The organism is Pseudomonas sp. Snoq117.2, from assembly GCF_900110545.1.
GTDB classification, from domain to species: domain Bacteria; phylum Pseudomonadota; class Gammaproteobacteria; order Pseudomonadales; family Pseudomonadaceae; genus Chryseomonas; species Chryseomonas benzopyrenica.
In genome coordinates this window covers 366153-389949 of record NZ_FOED01000001.1, presented here as the reverse complement: position 1 = coordinate 389949, position 23797 = coordinate 366153, and the positions used below count along the sequence as shown (strand labels likewise).

At 66.0% G+C, this 23797-nt stretch carries 23 protein-coding genes; 15 read left to right on the top strand and 8 right to left on the bottom strand.

Features of this window, described 5'->3' with window-relative positions:
- The 4 genes from BMZ43_RS01975 to fni are packed head-to-tail and all read right to left on the bottom strand — an operon-like array spanning nucleotide 1 to nucleotide 4994.
- Nucleotides 1-1497: a phytoene desaturase gene (locus BMZ43_RS01975; RefSeq protein WP_064308033.1), complete on the bottom strand. Its 1497-nt coding sequence runs from the start codon at nucleotides 1495-1497 to the stop codon at nucleotides 1-3.
- Nucleotides 1494-2687, bottom strand: a complete 1194-nt coding sequence (gene crtY, locus BMZ43_RS01970) for a lycopene beta-cyclase CrtY (protein WP_093249366.1) — start codon at nucleotides 2685-2687, stop codon at nucleotides 1494-1496. Before crtY ends, BMZ43_RS01975 begins: the two co-directional genes overlap by 4 nt.
- Nucleotides 2650-3918, bottom strand: a complete 1269-nt coding sequence (locus BMZ43_RS01965; protein WP_256562849.1) for a nucleotide disphospho-sugar-binding domain-containing protein — start codon at nucleotides 3916-3918, stop codon at nucleotides 2650-2652. The genes crtY and BMZ43_RS01965 overlap by 38 nt, the downstream gene beginning before the upstream one ends.
- Before the next feature lie 26 nt (nucleotides 3919-3944).
- Nucleotides 3945-4994: a type 2 isopentenyl-diphosphate Delta-isomerase gene (gene fni / locus BMZ43_RS01960; RefSeq protein WP_017641808.1), complete on the bottom strand. Its 1050-nt coding sequence runs from the start codon at nucleotides 4992-4994 to the stop codon at nucleotides 3945-3947.
- A gap of 135 nt (nucleotides 4995-5129) precedes the next feature.
- Here fni and BMZ43_RS01955 point away from each other — a divergent pair, with 135 nt between their 5' ends.
- Nucleotides 5130-6011: a polyprenyl synthetase family protein gene (locus BMZ43_RS01955; protein ID WP_093249359.1), complete on the top strand. Its 882-nt coding sequence runs from the start codon at nucleotides 5130-5132 to the stop codon at nucleotides 6009-6011.
- A 67-nt stretch (nucleotides 6012-6078) separates the two neighbouring features.
- A complete protein-coding gene (locus tag BMZ43_RS01950; RefSeq protein ID WP_017641806.1) occupies nucleotides 6079-6303 on the top strand; it encodes a hypothetical protein in 225 nt (74 codons plus the stop codon).
- 193 nt (nucleotides 6304-6496) lie between these two features.
- On the opposite strand, the gene pdeM is transcribed toward BMZ43_RS01950, so the two are convergent.
- Nucleotides 6497-7156 (bottom strand): ligase-associated DNA damage response endonuclease PdeM, encoded by a 660-nt coding sequence (gene pdeM / locus BMZ43_RS01945; RefSeq protein ID WP_093249356.1) that lies wholly within the window; start codon nucleotides 7154-7156, stop codon nucleotides 6497-6499.
- 261 nt (nucleotides 7157-7417) lie between these two features.
- Between pdeM and BMZ43_RS01940 the strand changes: the two genes are divergently transcribed.
- The 6 genes from BMZ43_RS01940 to BMZ43_RS01915 all read left to right on the top strand — a co-directional run bounded on the left by BMZ43_RS01940 (nucleotide 7418) and on the right by BMZ43_RS01915 (nucleotide 14941).
- Nucleotides 7418-7681 (top strand): YeaC family protein, encoded by a 264-nt coding sequence (locus tag BMZ43_RS01940; RefSeq protein ID WP_059314391.1) that lies wholly within the window; start codon nucleotides 7418-7420, stop codon nucleotides 7679-7681.
- A 226-nt stretch (nucleotides 7682-7907) separates the two neighbouring features.
- Nucleotides 7908-8741, top strand: coding sequence for a DUF2797 domain-containing protein (locus tag BMZ43_RS01935; RefSeq protein WP_177344776.1), 834 nt, complete (start codon nucleotides 7908-7910; stop codon nucleotides 8739-8741).
- A gap of 12 nt (nucleotides 8742-8753) precedes the next feature.
- The gene (pepN, locus tag BMZ43_RS01930; protein ID WP_093249352.1) at nucleotides 8754-11393 is read left to right on the top strand and encodes an aminopeptidase N; all 2640 of its coding nucleotides are present in this window, start codon (nucleotides 8754-8756) and stop codon (nucleotides 11391-11393) included.
- A 377-nt stretch (nucleotides 11394-11770) separates the two neighbouring features.
- Nucleotides 11771-12379, top strand: a complete 609-nt coding sequence (locus BMZ43_RS01925) for a PLP-dependent aminotransferase family protein (RefSeq protein WP_093249349.1) — start codon at nucleotides 11771-11773, stop codon at nucleotides 12377-12379.
- A gap of 122 nt (nucleotides 12380-12501) precedes the next feature.
- A complete protein-coding gene (locus BMZ43_RS01920) occupies nucleotides 12502-13089 on the top strand; it encodes a LemA family protein (protein WP_064307230.1) in 588 nt (195 codons plus the stop codon).
- 4 nt (nucleotides 13090-13093) lie between these two features.
- Nucleotides 13094-14941: a M48 family metallopeptidase gene (locus tag BMZ43_RS01915; RefSeq protein ID WP_093249346.1), complete on the top strand. Its 1848-nt coding sequence runs from the start codon at nucleotides 13094-13096 to the stop codon at nucleotides 14939-14941.
- A 4-nt stretch (nucleotides 14942-14945) separates the two neighbouring features.
- Here the strand turns inward: BMZ43_RS01915 and BMZ43_RS01910 are convergent, their stop codons facing one another.
- Nucleotides 14946-16136, bottom strand: a complete 1191-nt coding sequence (locus BMZ43_RS01910) for a serine hydrolase domain-containing protein (RefSeq protein WP_093249342.1) — start codon at nucleotides 16134-16136, stop codon at nucleotides 14946-14948.
- Between the two features lie 53 nt (nucleotides 16137-16189).
- On the opposite strand from BMZ43_RS01910, the gene def reads away from it, so the two are divergent.
- Complete coding sequence (def, locus tag BMZ43_RS01905; RefSeq protein ID WP_017641798.1) at nucleotides 16190-16729, top strand: peptide deformylase; 540 nt, start codon at nucleotides 16190-16192, stop codon at nucleotides 16727-16729.
- On the opposite strand, the gene BMZ43_RS01900 is transcribed toward def, so the two are convergent.
- Nucleotides 16726-17364 carry a DsbA family oxidoreductase gene (locus BMZ43_RS01900; RefSeq protein ID WP_017641797.1) on the bottom strand — a complete coding sequence of 213 codons (639 nt, stop codon included), beginning with the start codon at nucleotides 17362-17364 and terminating at the stop codon, nucleotides 16726-16728. The two genes, def and BMZ43_RS01900, sit on opposite strands and share 4 nt — an antisense overlap.
- 304 nt (nucleotides 17365-17668) lie before the next feature.
- On the opposite strand from BMZ43_RS01900, the gene BMZ43_RS01895 reads away from it, so the two are divergent.
- A complete protein-coding gene (locus BMZ43_RS01895; RefSeq protein WP_051226173.1) occupies nucleotides 17669-18586 on the top strand; it encodes a bestrophin family protein in 918 nt (305 codons plus the stop codon).
- A 41-nt stretch (nucleotides 18587-18627) separates the two neighbouring features.
- Here BMZ43_RS01895 and cprA read toward each other — a convergent pair whose 3' ends face one another.
- Nucleotides 18628-19779 (bottom strand): cationic peptide resistance protein CprA, encoded by a 1152-nt coding sequence (gene cprA, locus BMZ43_RS01890; RefSeq protein ID WP_093249337.1) that lies wholly within the window; start codon nucleotides 19777-19779, stop codon nucleotides 18628-18630.
- A gap of 139 nt (nucleotides 19780-19918) precedes the next feature.
- Between cprA and BMZ43_RS01885 the strand changes: the two genes are divergently transcribed.
- From BMZ43_RS01885 to BMZ43_RS01870, 5 genes are all read left to right on the top strand, one after another.
- Nucleotides 19919-20158 (top strand): DUF2789 domain-containing protein, encoded by a 240-nt coding sequence (locus tag BMZ43_RS01885; protein ID WP_017641794.1) that lies wholly within the window; start codon nucleotides 19919-19921, stop codon nucleotides 20156-20158.
- Nucleotides 20159-20219: 61 nt separating this feature from the next.
- Nucleotides 20220-20351, top strand: coding sequence for a hypothetical protein (locus tag BMZ43_RS26830; protein WP_007162893.1), 132 nt, complete (start codon nucleotides 20220-20222; stop codon nucleotides 20349-20351).
- Nucleotides 20352-20538: 187 nt separating this feature from the next.
- Nucleotides 20539-21528 carry a DctP family TRAP transporter solute-binding subunit gene (locus BMZ43_RS01880; protein WP_017641793.1) on the top strand — a complete coding sequence of 330 codons (990 nt, stop codon included), beginning with the start codon at nucleotides 20539-20541 and terminating at the stop codon, nucleotides 21526-21528.
- 72 nt (nucleotides 21529-21600) lie between these two features.
- Nucleotides 21601-22722: a beta-ketoacyl-ACP synthase III gene (locus tag BMZ43_RS01875; protein ID WP_093249334.1), complete on the top strand. Its 1122-nt coding sequence runs from the start codon at nucleotides 21601-21603 to the stop codon at nucleotides 22720-22722.
- 70 nt (nucleotides 22723-22792) lie between these two features.
- A complete protein-coding gene (locus tag BMZ43_RS01870) occupies nucleotides 22793-23671 on the top strand; it encodes a ParB/Srx family N-terminal domain-containing protein (RefSeq protein WP_177344760.1) in 879 nt (292 codons plus the stop codon).
- The last annotated feature ends 126 nt before the right edge of the window (nucleotides 23672-23797 follow it).

Here is a 23797-nt window from a genome sequence, read left to right as displayed (position 1 = left end):
CTAACCGTGCTCCTCGAGGATGACGCTGGCGGTGGCTTTGGCCGAACCCACCACGCCCGGAACGCCCGCGCCGGGATGGGTGCCCGCGCCGACCAGGTAGAGGTTGGGAATGACCTTATCGCGATTGTGCGGGCGGAACCAGGCGCTCTGGGTGAGGATGGGCTCCAGGGAGAAGGCCGAGCCGACGTGGGCATTGAGCTCCTGACGGAAGTCGGCTGGAGTGAAGATGCGCGAAGTGACCAGATTGGCTCGCAGGCCCGGCATGTAGCGCTCTTCCAAATAGGCGAGGATCTTGTCGCGTAGGCGTGGGCCTTCCACGCTCCAGTCGACGTCGGCATTGCCCAGGTGCGGCACCGGCGCTAGCACGTAGTGGGCGCTCTGGCCAGGTGGCGCCAGCGAGGGGTCGGTGACGCAGGGCGAATGCAGGTAGAGCGAGAAATCGTCCGGGACGCCCGGGCCCTTGAACAATTCGTCGATCAGACCGCGATAACGCTGGCCGAAACAGACCATGTGGTGTTCGAGACCCACCGGCGGCTGGCTCAGACCGAAGTGGATGACGAACAGCGACATGCTGTGTCTCTTGCGCTTGAGGCGGTTGCTCTCGACCACGCCATGGGTGTGGTGACCGAGCAGCTTGCGATAGGTGTGCACCACGTCGGCGTTGGAGGCCACCAGGTCGGCCGGGATCTGGCTGCCATCGGCCAGGCAGACGCCGGTAGCGCGATTGCCTTCGGTGAGGATGCGTTCCACCGGCGCATTCAGCCGCAGCTCGCCACCGAGGTCGCTAAAGAGTTTCAGCAGACCCAGGACCAACTGATGGGTACCGCCCTTGGCGAACCAGACGCCCCACTTGCGCTCCAGTGCATGGATCAGCGCATAGATCGAGGAGGTGGCGAAGGGATTGCCGCCCACCAGCAGGGTGTGAAAGGACAGCGCCTGGCGCAGCTTCTCGCTCTTCACGAAGCGCGACACCTGGGTGTAGACGCTGCGCCAGGCGGTGAGCTGGGCCAGCTTGGGGCCAGCGGCGAGCATGTCGCCGACCTTGAGGAAGGGCTTGGCGCCGAGACGGAGGTAGCCCTCTTCGAACACCGCTTGGGAATAGGCCAGAAAGCGCTGGTAGCCAGCCACGTCGTCCGGTTCCAGGGCACGGATCTGCTCGTCCAGACGGGCCTGGTCGTTGACGTAGTCGAAGCGGGTGCCGTCTTCCCAACACAGTTGGTAGAAAGGGCTGACCGGGAGGAGCTCCACATAGTCGCTCATCCGCCGGCCGCTCAGGGCGAACAGCTCTTCCAGCGCCGACGGATCGGTGATGACGGTGGGGCCGGCATCGAAGGTGAAGCCGGCGTCTTCATAGACATAGGCACGACCGCCGGGCTTGTCGCGACCCTCGATGAGGGTGGTGGCGATGCCGGCCGACTGCAGGCGGATCGCCAGGGCGATACCGCCAAAGCCGGCGCCGATGACGATGGCCCGCTTGGGCCCGTTACCTTGGGTCATGGTGCTTCCTTGAACTGAGGGGGACGCGCCAACGCGGCATCCAGGGCCGGTTTCAGCGGTACCGGCGGTTTGCCGGAGAGAATGCGCAGGCGATCGAAGGCGGTGAGGCGGCCGGCGTAGAACCGCTGGATCAGTGGTTCGCCGAGGCCGTAGAACCTTTGCATGACGCGTACCCGGTGTTCGGGGCGGCCAGCGAGAAAGAGCATGCGATTGAGCAGGCGGAAGAAGCCCTGTTGCCGCCAGCGCCCCTGAGCGTAGTGCCGCAGGGTGTCGCGCAGCACGGCACTGGAGGTGAAGGGCTGGGCGGCCAGGTGCTCCGCCAGACGCACCGCCTCCGGCAGCGAGTAACCGGTGGTGGGGTGGAACAGGCCCGCGGCCAGGCCGATGGGCGCCCCGGCGACGACATTGTCCCAGTAGCGGTCGAGATCGCCGCCCAGGGTGATGGGCAGCACGCCCTGTTCCTCGCGTAGCACCTCGGCGATCTCCCAGCCCTGCTGCTCGGCATAGTCGGCCAGGTGCTGGCGCAGGCGTTCGACCGGCAGACTTTCGCCGTCGGCGTAGTAGGTGTCTTCGATCAGCAGCCGGTCGGGGGCCAGTGGCAGGCTGTAGACGAAGCGGTAACCGTCCAACTGATCGACGGTGGCGTCCATCACGATGGGTTCGGAAAGGCCATGGGGGCGGGTGAGGCGGACCTCCTGGCCGAGGAATTTCTGATAGCCCAGCCAGAGCGCCGGATCGGAGCGTGGGCCGCGGGCGTCGATCACCGCGCCGGCGGCCAGGGTGTAGCCATCGGCGAAGACCACGCCGTCGTCCTGTAGGCGCAGCACCTGGCGACCCAGCAGCAGGCGTTCGGCGGGCAGGCGCGCGCTCAGCACCTCATGGAAACGTTCGGCGCTGATGCTGGCGTAGCCGCTGCCGAGCTGTCGCTGCCGCTTGGGGAAGCGCACCTCGTAGCCCGGCCAGCGATGGGCGACCAGGGGCTCGATCCAGGCATGCTGCGGCGCCGTGAGATCCGGTTCGTGGAAGGACCAGGTGTGGTTGCCGCCCAGGCGTGGGCCGGCTTCCACCAGGCGCCAGTCCAGTTCTGGCCGCGTCTCCGCCAGGCGCAGGGCGAGCAGGCCACCGGCCAGGCCGCCGCCGACGATCAACAGATCAGGACGCACGGTCGAGCCCTCTTCGGGCCAGGCCATCCACCAGGCGGGCGGCAGCCGAGACACCGCCGGCTGCCTGGGTAATGGGCACGAACCGCTCGGCTGCCTGGCGATAGCCGGGATCGGCCAGCACCGCGCCAAGGGCCTGGGTGAGGCGTGCCTTGCTGGCCAGGCGCGGCGCCAGGCAGATGCCGGCGCCGACCCGCTCCAACCGCCGGGCGATGCCGGGCTGGTCGAAGACCATGGGCAGGGCGAGCATGGGTTTGCCGGCCGCCAGGGCGTCCAGCACGGTATTGAAGCCACCATGGGTGATGACCGCATCGGCGCGGGCGATGGCCGCTTCCTGGGGCGCGAAGTCGGTCACCCAGGTGGCGCCGTCGTCCAGCAGACGCCGCTCGGCGCTGGGGTCCAGCCGCCCGCAGTGAGCGATCAGTACCTGGACATCGAGTAGGCGACAGGCCTGGGCGATGCGGCGGAACAGCGGTAGCCGGCCACCCTGCAGGGTGCCGAAGGAGGCGAAGACGAAGGGCCGGCGTGGATCGATTTCCAATTCCAGCCGTTGCTCACGCACCGCCGGCGAGCGCAGCGGCCCGACTTCGTGGAAGTGCGGTGGCGGTGCGCGGCGCGGAAAGTCGAAGCCCGGCAGGCATTGGCTCAACTGCAGATACGGCGAGAAGCAGTCGTCGAGGGTGCGCCGGTCGCCAAGGCCGAAGGCCTGAGCCTGGCGCTGGATGACCTTGCCCTGGCTGCGCATCATCAGGTCGAACACCTGGGTGGCGCCCTGGACGATCTGCCGCTCCCGCTCGGTGCCGGGATAGGCGAAGGGCAGGGTGGGCAGCGGCAGATAGGGCTCGCGATTCATCGGCACGGCGCAGGCCAGCGAGGCATAGGGCAGACCCAGGTGGTCGCCGAGCAGGCCACCGGCCGGTTCCATCTGGTCGGCGATGAGGCAGTCGACACCCAGGTCGCGCAAGGCGGTCGGGCCTTCGCGGCAGAACAATTCGGTATTGCGTGCCATGTCGGCGATCACCCCGAACACCGACCAGGGCTTGCTGCTGGCGGTACGGGCGAGCAAGGGCGCCAGGCTGCCACGTGGATGGCTGGTCGCGCCTATGGCCTGAAACTGGATACCCGCTGGGAGCGTCCGATCGCCCACCTCCACCTGGTGCAACAGGGTGACCCGGTGGCCGAGGGCGACCAGCGCCTCGCCCAGCACCAGATGGGTGGACAAATGGCTCGGCAGCGGCGGCGAGATCAGGGCGACATGCATGGCGGCGTCCGGTCGAGTGTCGGCCACTATGGGCACCGCAGCGGCGTGGCGTCCAGCAACTCGGCCTGGCGCAAGCTGGCCAGATCGGCCGAGCCGGTGCAGAAGCAGGCGATGCGCAGCTGTTCGATCACCACCTGGAAATGCGCGATCACCGCCTCGGTGGATTCCGTGGCGCCGGGCAGGGCCGCGGCGGCCTGGCCGGCCAGATCCGCGCCGAGGCGGATGGCCTTGGCGGCGTCAATGCCGTCGCGGATGCCGCCCGAGGCGATCACCGTCGCCTGCGGGCAGGCCGCGCGCACCTGGCGCAGGCTCTCGGCGGTGGGAATGCCCCAGTCGGCGAAGGCGCGGGCGATGGCACGCTGCTGCTCGTCACGGGCGCGTTCGGCTTCGACCGCGGCCCAGCTGGTGCCACCGGCCCCGGCGACATCCAGCACCGCCACGCCTGCTTCCAGCAATTGCCGGGCGACCCGGCCCGAAAGGCCGGCCCCGACTTCCTTGACGACGACCGGCACGGCCAGATGTGTAACCAGGTTTTCCAGCGCGCCGAGGATGCCATGCCAGGTCCGATCGCCACCGGCCTGCACGGCTTCCTGCAAGGGATTGAGATGCACGATCAGGGCGTCTGCCTCGATCATCTCCACCGCGCGGCGTGCCTCGTCGAGGCCATAACCGGCCACCAGCTGGGCGGCACCGAAGTTGGCCAGCAGGGGCACGTCCGGCGCCAGACGCCGCAATTCGCCGGTCAGGCCCTGGTCGCCACCCTGCTGCAGGGCGATCCGCTGGGAGCCGACCGCCAGGGCGATACCCAGGGTCTGGGCCGCTTCGGCGAGATGGCGATTGATCAGCGCGGCCCGCTCTGGCCCGCCGGTCATGGAGCTGATCAGCAGGGGCGCGGCCAGGGGGCGATCGAACAGCCGAGTACCCAGGTCGATCTCGTCCAGATTCAGTTCGGGCAGGGCGCAGTGCGTGAAGCGGTAGGCGTCGAAGCCCGTGGTGACGGCGCTGCGGGCCTTGTGGGGATCCAGCACGATGTCCAGATGATCGTTCTTGCGGCTTGCCAGTTCCCAATCCACCATGTCTTCTAGAGTCCGCCCTGAATGACCTTTCGTCGGTCGTTGTGGTCTGGTAGGGGACGACGGGTTCGCTTTGCGAAGACCTAATCCACCGAGGTGCGACCGTTCGTCGGTTCCACATATGGAGTATCTCGACTCATGGCGACCGTATTAGTGCCGAACGCGACAGACAATTTTGCCGCTTCGCTGCAATGGCAGCGTACCCGTATCGACGAGCGTCTGGCAGAGCTATTGCCGGCCGGAACCGATCCGGTCGCCGCCGCCATCCGCAGTGGGGTCATGGCCCCGGGCAAGCGACTGCGTCCGTTGCTGATGGTCCTGGCCGCCGAGGACCTGGGTCAGTCCGACGAAGCCGTGCTCGATCTGGGCTGCGCGGTGGAGATGGTGCACGCGGCCTCCCTGTTCCTCGACGACATGCCCTGCATGGACGATGCGCGCCTGCGCCGTGGCCGTCCGACCCTGCATGTCGAGTTCGGCGAAGACGTCGCCATGCTGGCGGCGGTGGCCCTGCTCAGTCATGCCCTGCGGCTGGTCGCCGGCCTTGCCGGGGTGCCGGCGGAAACCCGGACCCAGATGGTCTGCCAGCTGGCCGATGCGGTCGGTACGGCCGGGTTGGTCTGCGGCCAGTACCATGACCTGCACGGCGGTCGCCAGACGCGTCCGGCCGATGCCATCGCCCTCACCAACCAGCTCAAGACCGGAGCGCTGTTCTCCGCGGCCATGGGCATGGCGGGTGCCACCCTGGTCACCAGCGCAACGCAGCGCGAAGCCTTCCACGTCTTCGCCTGCCAGCTGGGCCTGGCCTTCCAGTTGCTCGACGATCTCGACGACGGCAAGGGCCTGGGCAAGGACGCCGGCAAGGATGGCGACAAGTCCACCCTGGTCAGCCTGCTCGGCCGCGACCATGCTCAACGACAGTTGCAGAGTCACCTCAAGCAGGCCCGCGAGGCGCTGGCCGTGGCCGATTGCGCCGATGGTGCCCTGGCCGGATTGCTGGATATCGTCTTTCGTCCGCGTTAGGGCGAATTACTGGGCGTCTCGCCCTCTAATCTCTCGATAGCCTTGTTCCCGTGTGAGGAGTCCTGAGATGTCGAAGTGGAAAATTGCTTACAGCAACGTTGACGGCAACACCTCGGTGGTCACCACCGAAGCCGAGCAGAAGCCGGATATGGAGCGGGTCGCCCAGATCGTCCGCGACGATGCCCTGGAAGAGTACGATGACAGCGAGGTCCCGCGGGATTACGACGAACCTACCGTAGCCTTGTTGGAGCGGCACGGCATCACCATCACCGGGATCACCGAAGAGGGCTGATCTCCAGGGTATCTGGTTCTAGGTTCTGTACGAAAAGTCGACGAGCGAAGGTCAGGCGAGGCGAAATAGGCTGAGGAAGCGGATCGGACTCGCGCTCGAGTTCACGAGCGGTAAATGAGCATTCCGACCGGGCTGGCGATCCAGGCCTTTTTCAACGAAGTATCACCGAGCGTAGGCACTTTTCGTACAGAACCTAGCGCAGGGGCCAGATACCGCCATCCCCTACCACGAAGATCCGTCGCGCCGGATCGGGCGCCAGCAGGTGCCCGCCGGTGAAGTCCCCGAAGGCCGGCAGGATCAACACTTCATCGTTTTCCAGGCAGAAGCAGGGCAGGCGTAGCGCCTGACGCCCGCGGCCGTGCAGACGAAAGGCCGGATGGATGTGTCCGGCCAGCACCGGCAGTCGCGGATGGGGATCGGGTTCGTGCTGCAGCGACAGGCCGTCCAGTTCCAGCGGCTCAGCTACCACGTCGATACCCAGGGCGGCCGGTGGATCCCCCGCGCGGCGGTCGTGGTTGCCGCGGATCAACAGCAGCTGCAGGTGGGCCTGGTGTTCCCGCCAGCGCTCCAGGGTGTCCATGGTCAGGGGCGCGCGGGACTCCGGCGCGTGCAGGAAGTCACCGAGAAAGATGATCTCGCGGCAGTCGTAGCGCGCCAGCAGGCTGTCCAGTCGCGCGATATTGCCCGCTGTGGTGCCGTGGGGTACCGGCTGACCCAGTGCCCGAAACGCCGCGGCCTTGCCGAAATGGATGTCCGCCACCAGCAGCGCCTGGCGCGCCGGCCAGTAGATGGCCTTTTCCGCGAGCAGCCAGAGTTCGACACCGGCGAGGATGAGAGGGTGATAGGCAGGCATGGGGTCTCCAGAAAAGGCCTCCTGCTCTGATGGCGGTGGGGTGCCAGGGTTCAGCGGCGTTGCACGTTGGGCAGCGCTGGCGCATGACTGGGTCAACCTGCGGCGATGACGGTCCGCCGATGCGGCGTAGGAGCGGCCCATGGCCGCGATCCTCCTTGCCCGCGCGCAAGACCTCACCCTATCACCGCCATTGAGCCAGGCCAGGTGCACCGCGGCGGGCAGCCCGGTAAACTGGCGGTTCACTAGAGTCCGGAGCGACCCATGTCGACATCCTTCGCCCAGATGCTGGAAAACATCACCCCCGATATCTACGACGGCCTGAAGCTGGCCGTGGAGATCGGCAAGTGGCCCGATGGCCGCAAACTCAGTCGTGACCAGGTCGAGCTCTGTCTGCAGGCAGTGATCGCCTACGAGGCCAAGCACTTGCCCGAAGACCAGCGGACCGGTTACATGGGCCCTCAGGAATGCGCCTCCAAGTCGGTGCCCATCGAGAACATCCTGTTCAAGTCCGACGCCATTCACTGATCGACTACGCCCTACCCGACGAGGTGCCCTTCGAACGAAGAGGCACCTCGCGTCTTTATCAGAGCCCGCCTAACGTCTGCTGTGCGTCGGCCAAACGGCGTTGAAAAGGCCTTCGGAATGCTCATTTACCATCTGTAAACTCCGCTTCCTCAGGCCTTTTCGCCTTGTTTGTCGCTAGCTCGCGAGACGTTAAGCGGGCTCTTAGAAACCGAGAAACACCACCGTGATCACCGAACTGGGCCGTGGCGCCCTGCGCAAGATGGCCGTGACCTTGGCCGACCCCGTCAACTATGCCTTCCGCCTCGATGAGCGCGAGGTGCCGGTCAACCCGCTGATCGGCCGCCGCGTGCGCCTCGAATACCTGGGCGCCATCCATTGCACCCATTGCGGTCGCAAGACCCGCAAGAGCTTCAGTCAGGGCTACTGCTATCCCTGCTTCACCGCCCTGGCCCAGTGCGACAGCTGCATCGTCAGTCCGGAAAAGTGTCACTACGAGCACGGCACCTGCCGCCAGCCGGAGTGGGGCGAAGCCCACTGCATGGTGCCCCACGTAGTCTACCTGGCCAATTCCTCGGGCCTCAAGGTCGGCATCACCCGCGCCACCCAGCTGCCCACCCGCTGGATCGACCAGGGCGCCTACCAGGCGCTGCCGATCCTGCGGGTCGCCACCCGCCAGCAATCCGGCCTGGTGGAGGACGTGTTGCGTAGCCAGGTGGGCGACCGCACCAACTGGCGCGCCATGCTCAAGGGCGTCGCCGCGCCGGAAGACCTGGTGGCGGTACGGGAGCGCATCTTCGACGCCTGCGCCCAGGGCCTGGACGATCTCCAGGGCCGTTTCGGCCTGCAGGCGATCCAGCCGGTGGTCGACATGGCCCCTATCGAGATTCATTATCCGGTCACGGTCTATCCCACCAAGGTGGTCAGTCATGACCTGGAAAAGACCCCCGTGGTGGAAGGCACGCTGCTGGGCATCAAGGGTCAATACCTGATGTTCGATACCGGCGTGATCAACATTCGCAAGTACACGGCCTATCAGCTGGCCGTGTCCGTTTCCGAGTAAGGATGTAAACCCATGCGCACCGACCAGCCCCAGACCATCTACCTCAAGGATTACCAGGCGCCCGAGTACCTCATCGAGGAAACCCGCCTCAGATTCGAGCTGCACGACGACCAGACCCTGGTGCACGCCGAACTGCGGCTGCAGCGTAATCCGGTGCGCGGCGCCGGCCTGCCGCCGCTGGTGCTGCACGGCGAGGAGCTGGAACTGCTGGCGGTGGCGCTGGACGATCAGGCGCTGGCCGCTGGCGACTACCAGGTCGAGGCGGGCAGCCTGACCCTGCAGCCGCAGGGCGAGGCCTTCGTGCTCAAGACCTCGGTGCGCATCCACCCGGAAAGCAACACCGCCCTGGAAGGGCTGTACGTCTCCGGCACGATGTTCTGCACCCAGTGCGAGGCCGAGGGCTTCCGCAAGATCACCTACTACCTGGACCGCCCAGACGTGATGAGCGTCTTCACCACCACGGTGGAGGCCGACAAGGCCCGGTATCCGATCCTGCTCTCCAACGGCAACCCGGTGGCCAGCGGCGAGGCCGAAGGCGGTCGGCACTGGGCCACCTGGGAAGATCCCTTCCCCAAGCCGGCCTATCTGTTCGCCCTGGTGGCCGGTGATCTCTGGTGCGTGGAAGACAGCTACCGTACCGGCAGCGGCCGCGGCGTGGCCCTGCGCATCTACGTCGAGCCGGAAAACATCAGCAAGCTGCAGCACGCCATGGACAGCCTGAAGAAGTCCATGCGCTGGGACGAGGAGGTCTACGGCCGCGAATACGATCTGGATATCTTCATGATCGTCGCGGTGAACGATTTCAATATGGGCGCCATGGAAAACAAGGGGCTCAACATCTTCAACTCCAGCGCCGTGCTGGCCAGCCCGCGCACCGCCACCGACGCCGCCCACCAGCGCGTCGAGGCCATCGTCGCCCACGAATACTTCCACAACTGGTCGGGCAACCGCGTGACCTGCCGCGACTGGTTCCAGCTGTCGCTCAAGGAAGGCTTCACCGTGTTCCGTGATGCCGGCTTCAGCTCCGACATGAATTCGCCGACGGTCAAGCGCATCGAGGACGTGGCCTTCCTGCGCACCAACCAGTTCGCCGAAGACGCCGGCCCCATGGCCCACCCGGTGCGTCCGGATCACTTCATCGAGATCTCCAATTTCTACACCCTGACGGTGTACGAGAAGGGCGCCGAGGTGGTGCGGATGCTGCACACCCTGCTGGGCCCGGACGGCTTCCGCAAGGGCACCGATCTCTATTTCGAGCGCCACGATGGCCAGGCGGTGACCTGCGACGACTTCATCAAGGCCCTGGAAGACGCCAACGGCGCCGACTTCAGCCAGTTCAAGCGCTGGTACAGCCAGTCGGGCACCCCGCGCCTGGCGGTCAGCGAGCAGTACGATGCGGCGGCCAAGACCTATCGCCTGACCTTCCGCCAGAGCTGCCCACCCACCCCAGGCCAGCCGACCAAGGAGCCCTTCGTCATCCCGGTCCAGTTGGGCCTGCTGGATGGCCAGGGCCGCGAGCTGCCCCTGCGCCTGGAGGGCGAAGCCGCTGCCCAGGGTACCGACCGGGTGCTGTCGGTCACCCAGGCCGAGCAGACCTTCACCTTCGTCGATGTGCCCGAGCGCCCGCTGCCTTCGCTGCTGCGCGGCTTCTCCGCCCCGGTCAAGCTCAGCTTCCCCTATAGCCGTGAGCAGCTGACCTTCCTCATGCAACATGACAGCGACGGCTTCAATCGCTGGGACGCCGGTCAGCAACTGGCGGTGCAGGTGCTGCAGGAGATGATCGCCGGCCAGCCGCTGGACACCCGGCTGGTAGAGGCCCTGCGCACCGTGGCGGCGGATGAGTCCCTCGATCCGGCCATGGTCGCCGAGATGCTGTCGCTGCCGTCCGAGGCCTATCTGGTGGAGCTGTCCGAGCAGGCTGATCCCGGTGCCATCCACGGTGCCCGTCGCCAGGCCCGCCGGACCATCGCCGAGGCCCTGCGCGACGTGCTCTGGCAGCGTTATCGCAGCGCTCGGGAGGAATCGCGCGCCACGCCCTACCAGGCCAGCGCCGACCATATCGCGCGTCGCAGCCTGCAGAATGCTGCGCTGGGCTACCTCATGCTGCTGGAAGAGCCGGAGGCGCGCGACGCCGCTCTGGAGCAATTCGAGCACGCCGACAACATGACCGAGCGCCTGGCTGCGCTGAGCGCCCTGGTCAACTCCGGTTTCGAGCAGGAAAAGGCGGAGGTACTGGCGCGTTTCTTCGAGGAGTTCAAGGCCGATCCGCTAGTGATGGACACCTGGCTCAGCGTCCAGGCGTCCAGCCCCTTGCCGGGCGGCCTGGCCCGCGTCCAGGCACTCATGGAAAACCCGGTCTTCACCCTGAAAAACCCCAACAAGGTGCGGGCGCTGATCGGCGCCTTCGCCAACAGCAATCTGGTCAACTTCCATGCCGAGGACGGCAGCGGCTACCGCTTCCTGGCCGATCAGATCATCACCCTCAATCGGCTCAATCCGCAGATCGCCTCGCGCCTGCTGACGCCCCTGACCCGCTGGAAGAAGTACGGTCCCGCGCGCCAGGCGCTGATGCGCGCCGAGCTGGAGCGGATCCTGGCCAGCGGCGAGCTGTCCAGCGACGTCTACGAGGTGGTGAGCAAGAGCCTGGCGTAGGAGAGCCGACTGGGCTGCTTGTTGGGCTTCGACGATAAAGCCGTCTCAACCCAACCTACCTCGTCCCGTAGGTTGGGTTGAGCCCCGCGAAGCCCAACATCGCCCGCCGCCAAGCCTGACGCCCAGCGTCGGGCTTTTTTTTGCCCAGATTTTCCCGCGCGGCCCTAGCCTGTAGCGCCTCTGCCGCCCGCTGAAAAATCTCGCACATCCTCGTGCCTGACAACTCGTCCCCACTCGGGCGCCGCCTGGCTGATGAAAATGCTTTAGGCTGACAACTGTATTCAAATCAGCTGCAGAGAGGCGCCGCCGCCGACAGGGTAGGCGTGCGGCCTCGCTTGGCACCCAGGCCCTATCACCGGAAGAGAGCGGAGCGGCAGATGAGTCATGCACAGCTGATGGATTGGGGATTCGTCCTGATAACCCTGTGCAACATCCTGCTGATCGCCCTGGTGGTGTTTCTCCTGTGGCAGCGCTACTTCGCCGGCGACGCCGCGGCCAAGGGCGAGGAGGCCGGCGAGGCGCAGGCGCCGGCCCTCCCCGAGGCGGTGGCCAATCCGCCTGCCGATACCCAGCCGCCACCTCTTCCCGTCAGCCCCGGCCCGGCGGTGAACCGCAACGTCGACCTCTTCGACGAGGGACCGGAAGAGGTGTACGACGAAAACTACCCCGAATGGAAAAAGAGCGACGACCCCTACGTCGAGGAGCTGCTGTCCCACCGCGAAGCCCTGGAGCTCAAGGTGGACAACATGGTCATGCGGCTCACCCGGGCGCACAAGGTGGTGACCGGGCTGCGCGCGCAGAATCGGGATTTGCGCGCCTCCGAGGCCCAGGCCCAGCGGCTGCAGGAAGAGCTGACCCGAGCTCAGACCAGTCTCGCCCAGATGCGCCAGGAGCGTGACGCCCTGCTGGTGGAGGTGCAGCACAGCCGCAAGGGAGATTCGGCGCCACGGCAGCCGACCGACACGGGCGCGCCATCCTCGCCCTGAGCAGCGATGGTCGGCCCATGCTCCACCAGCCATCCCCTCAACCGCCGCATCCGTCGCGCTGAACAGCGATCGGCGCGGCTTGCTCCTAGACTGGCACTCTCACCACCTTCAAGGACGATTCGATGAAATTGCTGCTCCTGCTGGCTGCCCTGGTCGCCATCGGCCTGTTCGCGATCAGCCTCTACAACGCCCTGGTCACGGCGCGTAATGCCTATCGCAATGCCTTCGCTCAGATCGATGTCCAGCTCACTCGCCGACACGACCTCATCCCCAATCTGGTGGAGGCGGTGAAGGGCTATCTGCAGCACGAGCGCGAGACCTTGCAGGCGGTGATGGTGGCGCGCCAGCAGGCGCAATCCGGTCTGCATCAGGCCAAGACCCGGCCGGAGGATCCCGTCGCGCTGCATGCCCTGGAGCAGGGCGAGCAGGGGCTCGGCATCGCTCTCGGGCGGCTGTTCGCCGTGAGCGAAGCCTATCCGGAGCTCAAGGCCAACGAGACGGTGATCCAGTTGATGGAAGAGCTGAGCTCCACGGAAAATCGGCTGGCCTACGCGCGTCAGGCCCATAACGATGCGGTGATGGACTACAACAATCGCTGCGAGACCTTTCCCGGATCGCTGCTCGCCAGCCGCTTCGGCTTTCGCCTGGCGCAGCCCTTGGCGCTGCCGGATGGGGCCGCGCGCCAGGTGCCGCGAATCAGCCTGAGCTGAGTTCGTGCGCTTTCTCGACGACCAGGCCGCGGCGCGTCGGCGCACCCGGCTGTGTCTCGCCTTGCTGGCTCTGGTGGTGCTGCTCATGGCGCTGGCCAGTGCCGGACTGGCCCTGGTGTTCTTGCCGCGGGAGGTGGTCGACTACCTGGGCGGACGCGGGCCAACGCTGGTCAAGAGCGGATTGGTCTTTGTCGGCGTCATCACCGGAGCGTCCTTCTGGAACGTCCGGCAACTCGCCCGTCAGGGTGGAGAAGAGGTAGTCAGGCGCTTGGGCGCGGTGCCGCTGGACGATCAGGCCGATCCCCGGACCCGCCAGTTGCACAACGTGGTGGCGGAGATGGCGCTGGCCGCCGGCGTACCGTTGCCGCGGCTGTATCTGCTGCCGGACGAACCGGCCATCAATGCCTTCATCAGTGGCTATGGACCGGCCGATGCGAGCCTGTGCCTGACCCGCGGCGCCCTGCAGCAGCTGAACAGGGACGAGTTGCAGGGCGTGGTCGCCCATGAATTCAGTCATCTGCTCAATGGCGACATGCGCCTGAATCTGCGCCTGCTGGGCTGGCTGCATGGCATCAGCCTGATCGCCGACCTGGGACAGGAGCTGTTTTCCGATCGCACCTCGACCACCACCCGGGTCGACGGCAACCATCTGCTCGGCTGGTTGCTGGGCACCGTGCTGCTGTCGATCGGCGGCTGCGGATTGTTCTTCGCCAATCTGATCCAGGCCGCGGCGACGCGCTCGCGCGAGCGCCTGGCGGATGCCTCCGCCGTGCAGTTCACCCGCCATCCCCAGGGGCTGGCCGATGCCTTGAAAAAGATCGCCGCCCATCCGCTGCAGGGGCGGCTCTATCATCGCCGGGCGCGCAGCGTCGCCCACATGGTGCTGGGCGACTCCGGCGCGTCCTGGTTCGCCACCCATCCACCGGTCCTGGAACGCATCCAGCAACTCGAACCGGGGTTCGACGAATGGCAGCTGGAGCGCCTGCGGGCGGAGGCGCTGCTGCCCACGGGCGTGGCCTATGTCGCCGGCAGTCCGCCACCCGCGCCGGCACAACCGACCGCGAGTCAACCAACAGCCCCGCCCGCGTTGGCCGACGAGCGCCTGGCGGACATCCCGCCAGCGCTGTACCTCTTCCTGCAAGACCCGCAACAGGCCGCCGAGGTGCTGCTGGCCCTGGCCGGTGCCTCCGCGCCGACTGCTGCAGGGGAGGGGCGACGCTGGGTGGATAGCCTGGACACGGCGCTGCACCTGCCGCTGGCCCAGCTGACCTTTCCGGCCATCCGGCAGTTGCCCCGGCCTGCCTTGCGTGCCTTGCTGGTCGCGCTCAAGACGCAGCTGCGATCCGCGGAGCTGGATCTGTCCCGCTATTGCCTCGCCCGGATCATCCAGCGCCAGCTGATCGGCAGCCTGGCGCCCGGACGCCAACAGCCTGCAGGGCGGCGTACCCTGGCCCAGGAGCGGACGGCGGTGCTCACCCTCTACGCGGTCGCTGCCGAGCAGACCCATGAGAGCGTCCTGGCGGCGCGGCGCGCCTTCCTCCTGGCCGTGGCAACCACCTTTCCCGGACTGCACTGTGCCTACCAGCCGCCACTGGCCTGGCTACCCGCGCTCGAAGTGGCTCTGATGGGCCTAGGCCGGTTGGGCGTCGAGGCGCGGACCCTGGTACTGGAAGGCTTGATCCGCTTGGTGGAGGCGGATCAAGCCGTACGAATCCGCGAACTGGAGCTGCTGAGGCTGTGTTGCGCCGTGCTGGAATTGCCCTTTCCCGTCATCCAGGCACAGCTTTCTCGCGGCGAGGACAGGCCGCTGCCACTGCCTCACCGCTCGACCGCTCCTGGCCGGTCCAGCTGAGCGATCAGTCCCGGTAGAGGGCATCGCGGATGGCGTCGGGAAAGGGGCCACTCATGCCGGCGATCGCCGTGTTGGTGAGGATCACCACGCTCAGCTCGCGCGCCGGATCGATGAACCAGGCGTTGCCGTAGACCCCGCCCCATTGCAGGGTACCGGGCGTCTGCGGCGTCTTCGCCAGCCGGGCATCGCGCAGCACCGCCGCGCCCAGGCTGAAGCCCCAGCCTGGCGCGTCGTCGCGTTGCAGCCCGGGGATCTGGTCTTCCATGAACAGACGCTGGCTGGTCGGGGTGAGCAGCCGGCCCTGGCGCAGCGCCTCCAGAAAGGCCAGGTAGTCTCCCGCACTGCCCTGCATGCCGCCGCCGCCCGAGGGAAAGGCCGTGGCCGAAAGTGCCCGCGCCGGGGAATAGAGGATGCCGCCCTTGGGCAGGGGCAGCAGATAGGGCTCGCTCATGGGCTCCGGGCGTGGATAGCCGTCGCGATAGGCCGTGGCCAGGCGGCTGGGCTCGCTGACGTGAAAGCTCAGGTCGTGCAGGTCGAGCGGTGCCGCCACCTGCTGCTGGACGACCTGAGGCAAGGGCAGGCCGGTCGCGGCTTCCAGCACGCCGCCCAGGACATCCAGCCCGAGGGAGTAGCGCCACTGGGTACCTGGCTTGAAGTCCAACGGTACGCCGGCGAGGCGCCGCAGGTTTTCTTCCAGAGTCAGGGGGGCGCCATCCAGGCCGTCGGATACCCCGGCGCGGTGATAGGGACCGTCCTGGTCTTCGCCGAAGCCGTAGCGCAGGCCCGCGGTGTGGCTGAGGAGCTGGGCCAGCGTGGGCACGGCTGGAGTGCCATCGGCCAGGTGCGGGGTGAAGTAGGGCAGGTAGCGACTGACCGGCGCCTGCAGATCCAGGCGCCCCTGATCCGCCAGGCGCAGCGCCGTCACCGCCACCAGCGGTTTGGTCAGGGAGGCAAAGCGAAACAGCTGGTCTTCCTGCATCGGCCGCTGCGCGTCCCGATCGGCGAATCCCGCCGCGCGGTGATACACCACCCGGCCCTGACGGGCGACCATGACCACGGTACCGACGATGCGCTGTTGGGCGATGGCGCGCTCCAGGATCGGATCCAGCCGCGCGGCGAGGGCGGCTTCCTCGGCCTGGACGAGGGGAGCGCTCAGGCCGAGACCGAGGGCGCTGGCGAGCAGTAGGGAGGACATCTGGTTTAAGCTCCTGGCGAAACGCCGGTGACTGGCAAAGAAGGAATCCTCGCATGATTCGCGACATTTTGAAGATGGGTGATCCCCGGCTGCTGCGGGTGGCGCCGCCGATAGCCGCCGAGCGCCTCGGCTCGGCGGAGCTGCAGGCGTTGATCCAGGACATGTTCGATACCATGGCCGCCGCGGGTGGCGTGGGTCTTGCCGCCCCGCAGATCGGTGAGGACCTGCAGCTGATGGTCTTTGGCTTCGAGCGCAATGCCCGCTATCCCGAGGCGCCGCCGGTACCGCTGCAGGTACTGATCAATCCGCGCATTGAGGTCCTTGATGCCAGCGAAGAACTGGGCTGGGAAGGCTGCCTGTCGATCCCCGGGCTGCGCGGCGAGGTACCGCGGCCGCGGCGAATCCGTTATCGAGGCGTGGATGGCGCGGGCAACCTGGTGGACCAGCAGGCCGAAGGCTTCCATGCGCGGGTGGTGCTGCACGAGTACGATCACCTGATCGGTCGGCTCTATCCCTCGCGGATTCAGGACTTCGCCCGCTTCGGCTTTACCGAGGTGCTGTTCCCCGAGTTGACGCCGGCCGCCCAGCGCTAGGCTTGGATCGCGTCCAGCTGCGCCCGGACGGCTGCCGCCAACTGGGCGAAGGGTACCGCTCCATCCAGAGCCCGCGCCTGTTCGATGGGCGCCTGCGCGGAACGCAGCAGCAGCGTCGGTACGGCCGTGATGCCCAGGGCTTCGGCGCGATCCTCGGCGTGCAGCACCACGTCGGTGTGGTCACCGCGCGCCAGGCTGGCCTGCAAGGCTTCGCCATCGAGACCGCTGCGGCGCGCCAGATCGATCAGCACCTCCCGCTCGCCGATATCGCGCCCCTCTTCGAAGAAGGCCTGGAAGACCGCCGTATGGAAGGCGTCGAAGCGGTCGTGGTCGCGGGCGAATTCCGCTGCTTCCAGGGCCAGACGGCTGCGCGGCTGGACCGGTGGTAGCCGCAGCACCATGCCGTATTCCGCCGCCATGGGATAGACCGCCCGGTCCCAGGTCCGGCGCAGATAATCCCCGGCGGGATCCAGGGTGGGCGTGGGTTCGGGGCGCAATTCGAAGGCATGCCACTCGATGGCCAGTTGATCGCCGAATTCCTCCTGCAGGCGCGCCAGCTGGGGCAGCTCCAGGTAGCAGAAGGGGCAGACGTAGTCGCTCCAGACATCCAGACGAACGCGCGGGGTGGCGGTCATGGCAGTGCTCCGGAAGGGCGTGGTGTCCGTCGGACCGCACCTGGGCGCGGATGTTCGCTGAACGGGTCGATATCCTCCGTGACGTGGCAACCAGCCAGGCGCTGCTGCCTTGGCGAGGTAACGGCCTGCGCAGCGGGCCTCTTCATATCTGGAAACGCAATTGTCCCGGGCCTATTACGTGAAATGGGCGGCGATCCGCGCTCTAGAGGCTTGCCTTGAACCTGTTTTCGACCCCAGGTTCCTATGGCTGCATCCCTCCTTTCTCGCGCTAAGGACTATCACCTTGGGTTTTTTCACCAGCAAAATGACCTTCCTTCGGCAAACCTTCACCTACGTTGGCTGGTCGGTGTTCTGGCTGCTGCTGTGGGACATCGCCGTTACCGTCGACTACATGATTTTCGTCGACAATCGGGCGCAGCTGCCCAACATTCCACTGACCCTGATCGGCTCGGCGCTGATCGTGCTGACCAGCTTTCGCAATACCAGTGCCTACCAGCGCTGGTGGGAGGCGCGCACCCTCTGGGGCGGCATGGTCAATAGCTCGCGTAGCTTCGCCCGCCAAGCGCTGACGCTCATCGACGACGGCGACGAACATTTCAACGCGATCAAGACGGTGCTCATCGAGCGTCACCTCGCCTATGTCCGCTGCCTGGCCTGCCAGCTCAGCGGCGATTCGTTGCCCAAGGAGGTGCGCACCTACCTGGGCAAGGAGGAGTGGGCGATGCGCAAGGAGACCAACAACTTCGCCAACGCCATCCTCAGCGGCTCCTCCAGCCTGATCGCCCTGGAATACCGCGCCGGTCGCCTGGACAGCATCCGTCTGGAGCGCCTGGAAGCCACCTTCGTCGATATGTCCAACTGGCAGGGCGGCATGGAGCGCATCGCCAATACCCCCTTGCCCTATCCCTATGTGAATTTTCCGCGGCTGTTCATCTTCCTGTTCTGCGTGCTGATGCCCATCGGCCTGGTGGAAAGCCTGGAGTGGTACACGCCGCTGGCCTCCACCGTGGTGGGCTTCATCTTCCTGGCCATGGAAAAGGTCGGCACCGATCTGCAGAATCCCTTCCAGCGCAGTCGTCACCAGATCACCATGGGTACCATCTGCAACACCATCGAAGGCAACCTGCGCACCATGCTGCGCGATGCCCGCGGGGGTTATGCTTCGGTCAGCGAGATCGTGCGGGATTCGCGGCTGAATTCGCCGGAAAAGGACCCCGTCTGAGCAAGGCCCGGCCCTAGCGATTGCCAGGACCGGGGTAGGCCTTACTTGAAGTCCCACTGCATCTGCGCGGGTATGCTGATGTCCCGCGAGGAATGCACGCAGACATCCAGATAATCAGTGAAGCGCGGTGGGGCGGCGATGCCTTCGTCGAGCAGCCGCTGATTGTCGAACAGATAATTCAGATCGGCGAAGCCGCCGTACAGCTTCAACGCCCGCAGCACCAGGCGCGGATTGGCCGGGCCGATGCGTTCGTTGAAGTCGGCGGCGAGTGCCTTGAGATCGGCGCTGTCCACCTGGCGATAGCGCTCGCCCACCGGGGCGTCGCCCATGGCGCCGGCATAGGCCTCGTCGATTTCGCCGAAGGTGCAGGCGCCCGCATTGCCCGCCGAGATGTGGTAAAGGCTGTAGTTCAGCTTGGGCTTGAGCGCCAGCTCCACCAGGGCTTCGGCGCAGTAGTCCACCGGAATGACATCGATCTGCTCATCCAGACCGCAGGTGAAGCGCTCCAGCGCGAAGCCCATGCGGAACACCCAGAAGATGCTGCCCGAGGCCTTGCAGCCCGAGCGACGGTGACCCACGACGATGGAAGGACGCGCCACCACCAGCGGCAGCAGCGGCAATTCGTTACGCAGCTTGAGTTCGATGGCGGCCTTGGAGGCGGTGTAGTCCACCAGCTGCTGTTCGGGTTCGGGGAAGTCCCAGGTCTCGGCGACCGGTGACTGGCGCTGCGGGCCGCAGGCCATGGCGGTGCTGACGTGCAGGAAGCGTTTCAGCCGCCGGGACTGGGCGCAGGCCTCGGCCAGGGCGAAGGTGCCCTCGACATTGACCGGCCAGATCTTCGGATTGCGCGAGAAGGAGGCCACCGCCGCACAGTTGATGACCTCGTCCAGCGCCAGCAGTTGTGGTTTGGCGGCCTCGATCCAATGGGTGTCCAGCAGATCACCGCAGAGGATCTGCTCGGGTTTGAGCCGCGCCGCCAGGCGCTCGTCGACGTCATGGACGCGCAGATTCTGCAGCAGCCGCTCCAGACCTTCCGCCGGGGTGGCCGCCCGGACCAGGAACTGTAGCCCCTCGACATGTCCCAGCTCCAGCAGGCGCAGGGTAACGGCGCCGCCGAGAAAGCCGGTGGCACCGGTGACGAGAATGCGGCGCGGTGCGGCGGTGAAGTGAATGGCAGAGACGGGAAGCGACATGGCGAAGGCCCTGGTTGGCGAAACGTGGGCGTACCTTAAGGCCCGACGCTGAAGGATTTATTAAGGCCAGGGAACCCCTCAAGGCTGGCGTCTTTCTAGATGCTTGCCGTTACCGACCGATACCTGCCTGGAGACCCCTATGGAACTTCCCGTTCACGATCTGACGACCCTTTTCGAGCAACTGGGCCTGGATTCCGATCCGGCTGCCATCGATGCTTTCATCGCCAGCCATTCCCCGCTGCCCGACGAGGTGAAGGTCTCGGAAGCCGATTTCTGGTCACCGTCGCAAAAGGCGTTCCTCAAGGACGAGATCATGGAAGATGCCGATTGGGCACCGATCGTCGACGAGCTGAACGTCCGCCTGCATCGCCATGACTAACGTACAGGGCCGAACCCTTTCGGCCCTGTAGTCCTTCTCTTTCCGCGTCTGGAGATTTGCCATGAACGCCGTCCATGCCCAACAGCAGCCGAACGATCCGCCCGTCGCCGACGATGAAGACGAGGTAAGCGAAGAGCAGCTCGACGAATCCGTCGAGGAAACCTTTCCTGCAAGCGATCCCATTTCGCCTTGATGATTTCCTGGCGCCGTTTCGACGGCGCTGGTCCTACCCCTGATCCTACTTTCTTGCACATTCGTCGTGCCATCTCCCTGTGCTGACCAGCCATTCACCTCGCGACTGCTAAGGTAACCGCGTCGCGCACGCAGCGTGACCGGGGTCGCGCAGGCGATCCGATGGATCGTTCAACGCAGGGAATTCCATGATCAAGACCTTCTTCGCCACCCTGGCCGGCTCGCTTATCGCCTTGGCCATGCCCTTCGCTGTGGCCGAGCCGATCGTCATCAAGTTCGCCCATGTGGTGACGGACGATACGCCCAAGGGCCGTGGTGCCCTGCAATTCCAGAAGCTGGTGCAGGAGCGACTGGCCGGCCAGGTCAAGGTGGAGGTCTATCCCAATTCCAGCCTGGTGGGCGACGCCGACGAACTGGAAGCCCTGCGCAGCAACAAGGTCCAACTGCTGGCACCCTCGGTTTCCAAGCTCAACGCCCTGGCCAAACCACTCAGGGTCTACGATCTGCCCTTCCTGTTCGACAACATCGAGGCGGTCAAGCGCTTCCAGCGCCGCGACAAGAGCCGCGAACTGCTGGGCAGCCTGGTCAGCCACAACATCACCGGATTAGGCTACTGGAACAACGGCGGCCGCCAGCTCTCGGCCACGCGGGAAATCCACACTCCCGCCGATCTCAAGGGGCTGACCTTCCGCGTCGAATCCTCCGAGGTGCTGGCCGCCTACTACCAGCAACTGGGTGCCGAGGCGGTCAAGCTGCCGTTCGCCCAGGTCTACGACGCCCTCCGGACCGGCAAGGTGCAGGGAGCGGAGAATCCCTGGTCGAACCTGCTGGGACAGAAGATCAACAGCGTGCAGCCCTATATCGTCGAGGACAACCACAGCTTCCTCACCTATATGCTCATCACCAACACCACCTTCTGGAATGGCCTGCCGTTCCAGATCCGCAGCGAGCTGGAGGCCATCCTCGACGAAGTGACCCAGTCGGTGAACCGCGATGCCGAAGCCATCAACGCCAAGGCGCGCGAACGGGTGGTCGCGGCCAATACCAGCAGGATCCTGGTGCCGACGCCTGCCGAGCGGGAAGCCTGGCGCACGGCCGTGGCGCCGTTGCTCAAGAGGTACGAAAGCGAAGTAGGCAGCGACGTCCTGCGCGCCGCCGAGGCCGCCAATCGGCGTTGAGATTGCACGGGCGTCCACCCTGGATTTGCGGCAAACTGGCACGGCTTCATCCTGACAACAAGAGGAATAGCCGTGCAGCACGCGGTCATCAGCGGTAGTGGGCTCTATACGCCGCCCGAAAGCATTTCCAACGACGAGCTGGTTGCGTCCTTCAACCAGTGGGCTGGCCAGTGGAATGCCGAGCATGCCGACGCCATCGCCCAAGGCAGTCTGGCGCCCCAGCCGGAATCCAGCGCCGCCTTCATCGAGAAGGCCTCCGGCATCCGCAGCCGCCATGTGGTCGACAAGGCCGGTATCCTCGATCCGGCGCGCATGGTGCCGCGCATTCCCGAGCGTTCCAACGACGAGCCCTCGATCCTCTGCGAGATGGGCGTCGCCGCGGCGCGCGAGGCGCTGGAACGGGCAGGGCGGACCGCCGCCGACATCGACGGTGTCATCGTCGCCTGCTCCAACCTGCAGCGGCCCTATCCGGCAGTGGCCATCGAGGTCCAGGCCGCGTTGGGCATCCAGGGCTACGGCTTCGACATGAACGTCGCCTGCTCCTCGGCCACCTTCGGCCTGCAGACGGCGGCCAACGCCGTGCAACTGGGCCAGGCGCGGGCACTGCTGGTGATAGATCCGGAGATCTGCACCGGGCACCTGAACTTCCGCGACCGCGACAGCCACTTCATCTTCGGCGATGCCGCCACCGCCCTGGTGGTGGAACGCGCCGACCAGGCGACCTCGGCTCACCGCTACGAAATCCTCGGCACCCGGCTGTTCACCCAGTTCTCCAATAACATCCGCAACAACTTCGGCTTCCTCAACCGCGCGGCGGAGGAGGGCATGACCCACCTGGACAAGCTGTTCGTCCAGGAAGGGCGCAAGGTGTTCAAGGAGGTCTGCCCGCTGGTGGCCGAACTGATCGCCAATCACCTCGCCGAGCTGGATATCCCCGTCGAGCGGGTCTCGCGCTTCTGGCTGCACCAGGCCAACCTGGCGATGAACCACCTCATCGTCAAGCGCCTGCTGGGGCGCGAACCCGAGCCTGGCGAGGCGCCGGTCATCCTGGATACCTACGGCAACACCAGCTCTGCCGGCTCGGTCATCGCCCTGCATCTGCACCACGAGGATCTGGTCAGTGGCAGTCTGGGGGTGCTCAGCTCCTTCGGCGCCGGTTACTCCATCGGCAGCGTGGTCCTGCGCAAGGTCTGATCGACGGCAGGAGTCTTCCCGGGAGGACCGTTGTCGGACCTGGGAAGACCTCTCGAGAAAGGAAGACCCCGTGTCGCCAGGAAGCCTGCTCCGGGTGCAATTGCGCCAGCTGCGCCCCACCCAGCCCGCGATCGGCCATGACCAGGTGCTGTACAAGCTTGGCAAGTACGCCTGCGACCGACGCAAGCTGTTCGACGACTACTGCGAAGCCAACGGCCAGCATCTGAGTGGCGGTTTTCAGCCGAGCACCAGTCTGCGCTCGGCTGGCGACGCCCTGGGCGTCGAGCCACCCGGCACTTATCCAGACGAAATGAAGACCGTGGTCATCGGCCCAGGACAGCAGCTCTACCTCACCGATGGTCACCACACCTTTTCCGCCTTCTGGGAACACCCCGGCGGTGGCGCCGAGACCTCGGTGTGGGTCAGGGTCACCGACGATTTCAGCGGCGCGGCGAGCATGGCCGAGTTCTGGATTCGCCTGCTCGACGAGCGCAAGGCCTGGCTCAAGGATCCCCAGGGGCGTCCGATCCTGCCCGAACAGTTGCCTGAATCCCTGGGGCTCACCGCCATGGCCGACGATCCCTACCGCGCCCTGGTGTATTTCACTCGCCAGATCGGCTACGACAAGCCGCGTACGCCGGATGGCCGGGTACTGCCCTCGGAATTCCTTGAATTCTACTGGGCCGAATGGCTGCGCATGCTGCTGCCCTTGCAAGGCTATGACCTGAATGATCGCAAGAGCTGCGCCAAGGCCGTGGAGCAGGCTGCTCGGCTGATGGTAGCCAATCCCGGCATGCTGATCGGCAGCTCGGGGCGTACGGCGCTGGAGATGGGCGGCTACCGCGCCCTGGACAAGAAGGTCCTGCGCAAGCTCTCCGCCAGCGATGGCAAGTTCACCTACCTGCTGGCGGCCCGCGCCCAGCGTGCGGCCCTGGCGCGGGCGATCTGACCCTTTTCCGGCTTAAGTGTCTGTTACTAGCAGGTTTTTTTCTGATTGGTGTTGACAGGGGAGGCCGGGCCTCTTAACATGCGCCCCGTCCTGACCGACGGGGCTATAGCTCAGCTGGGAGAGCGC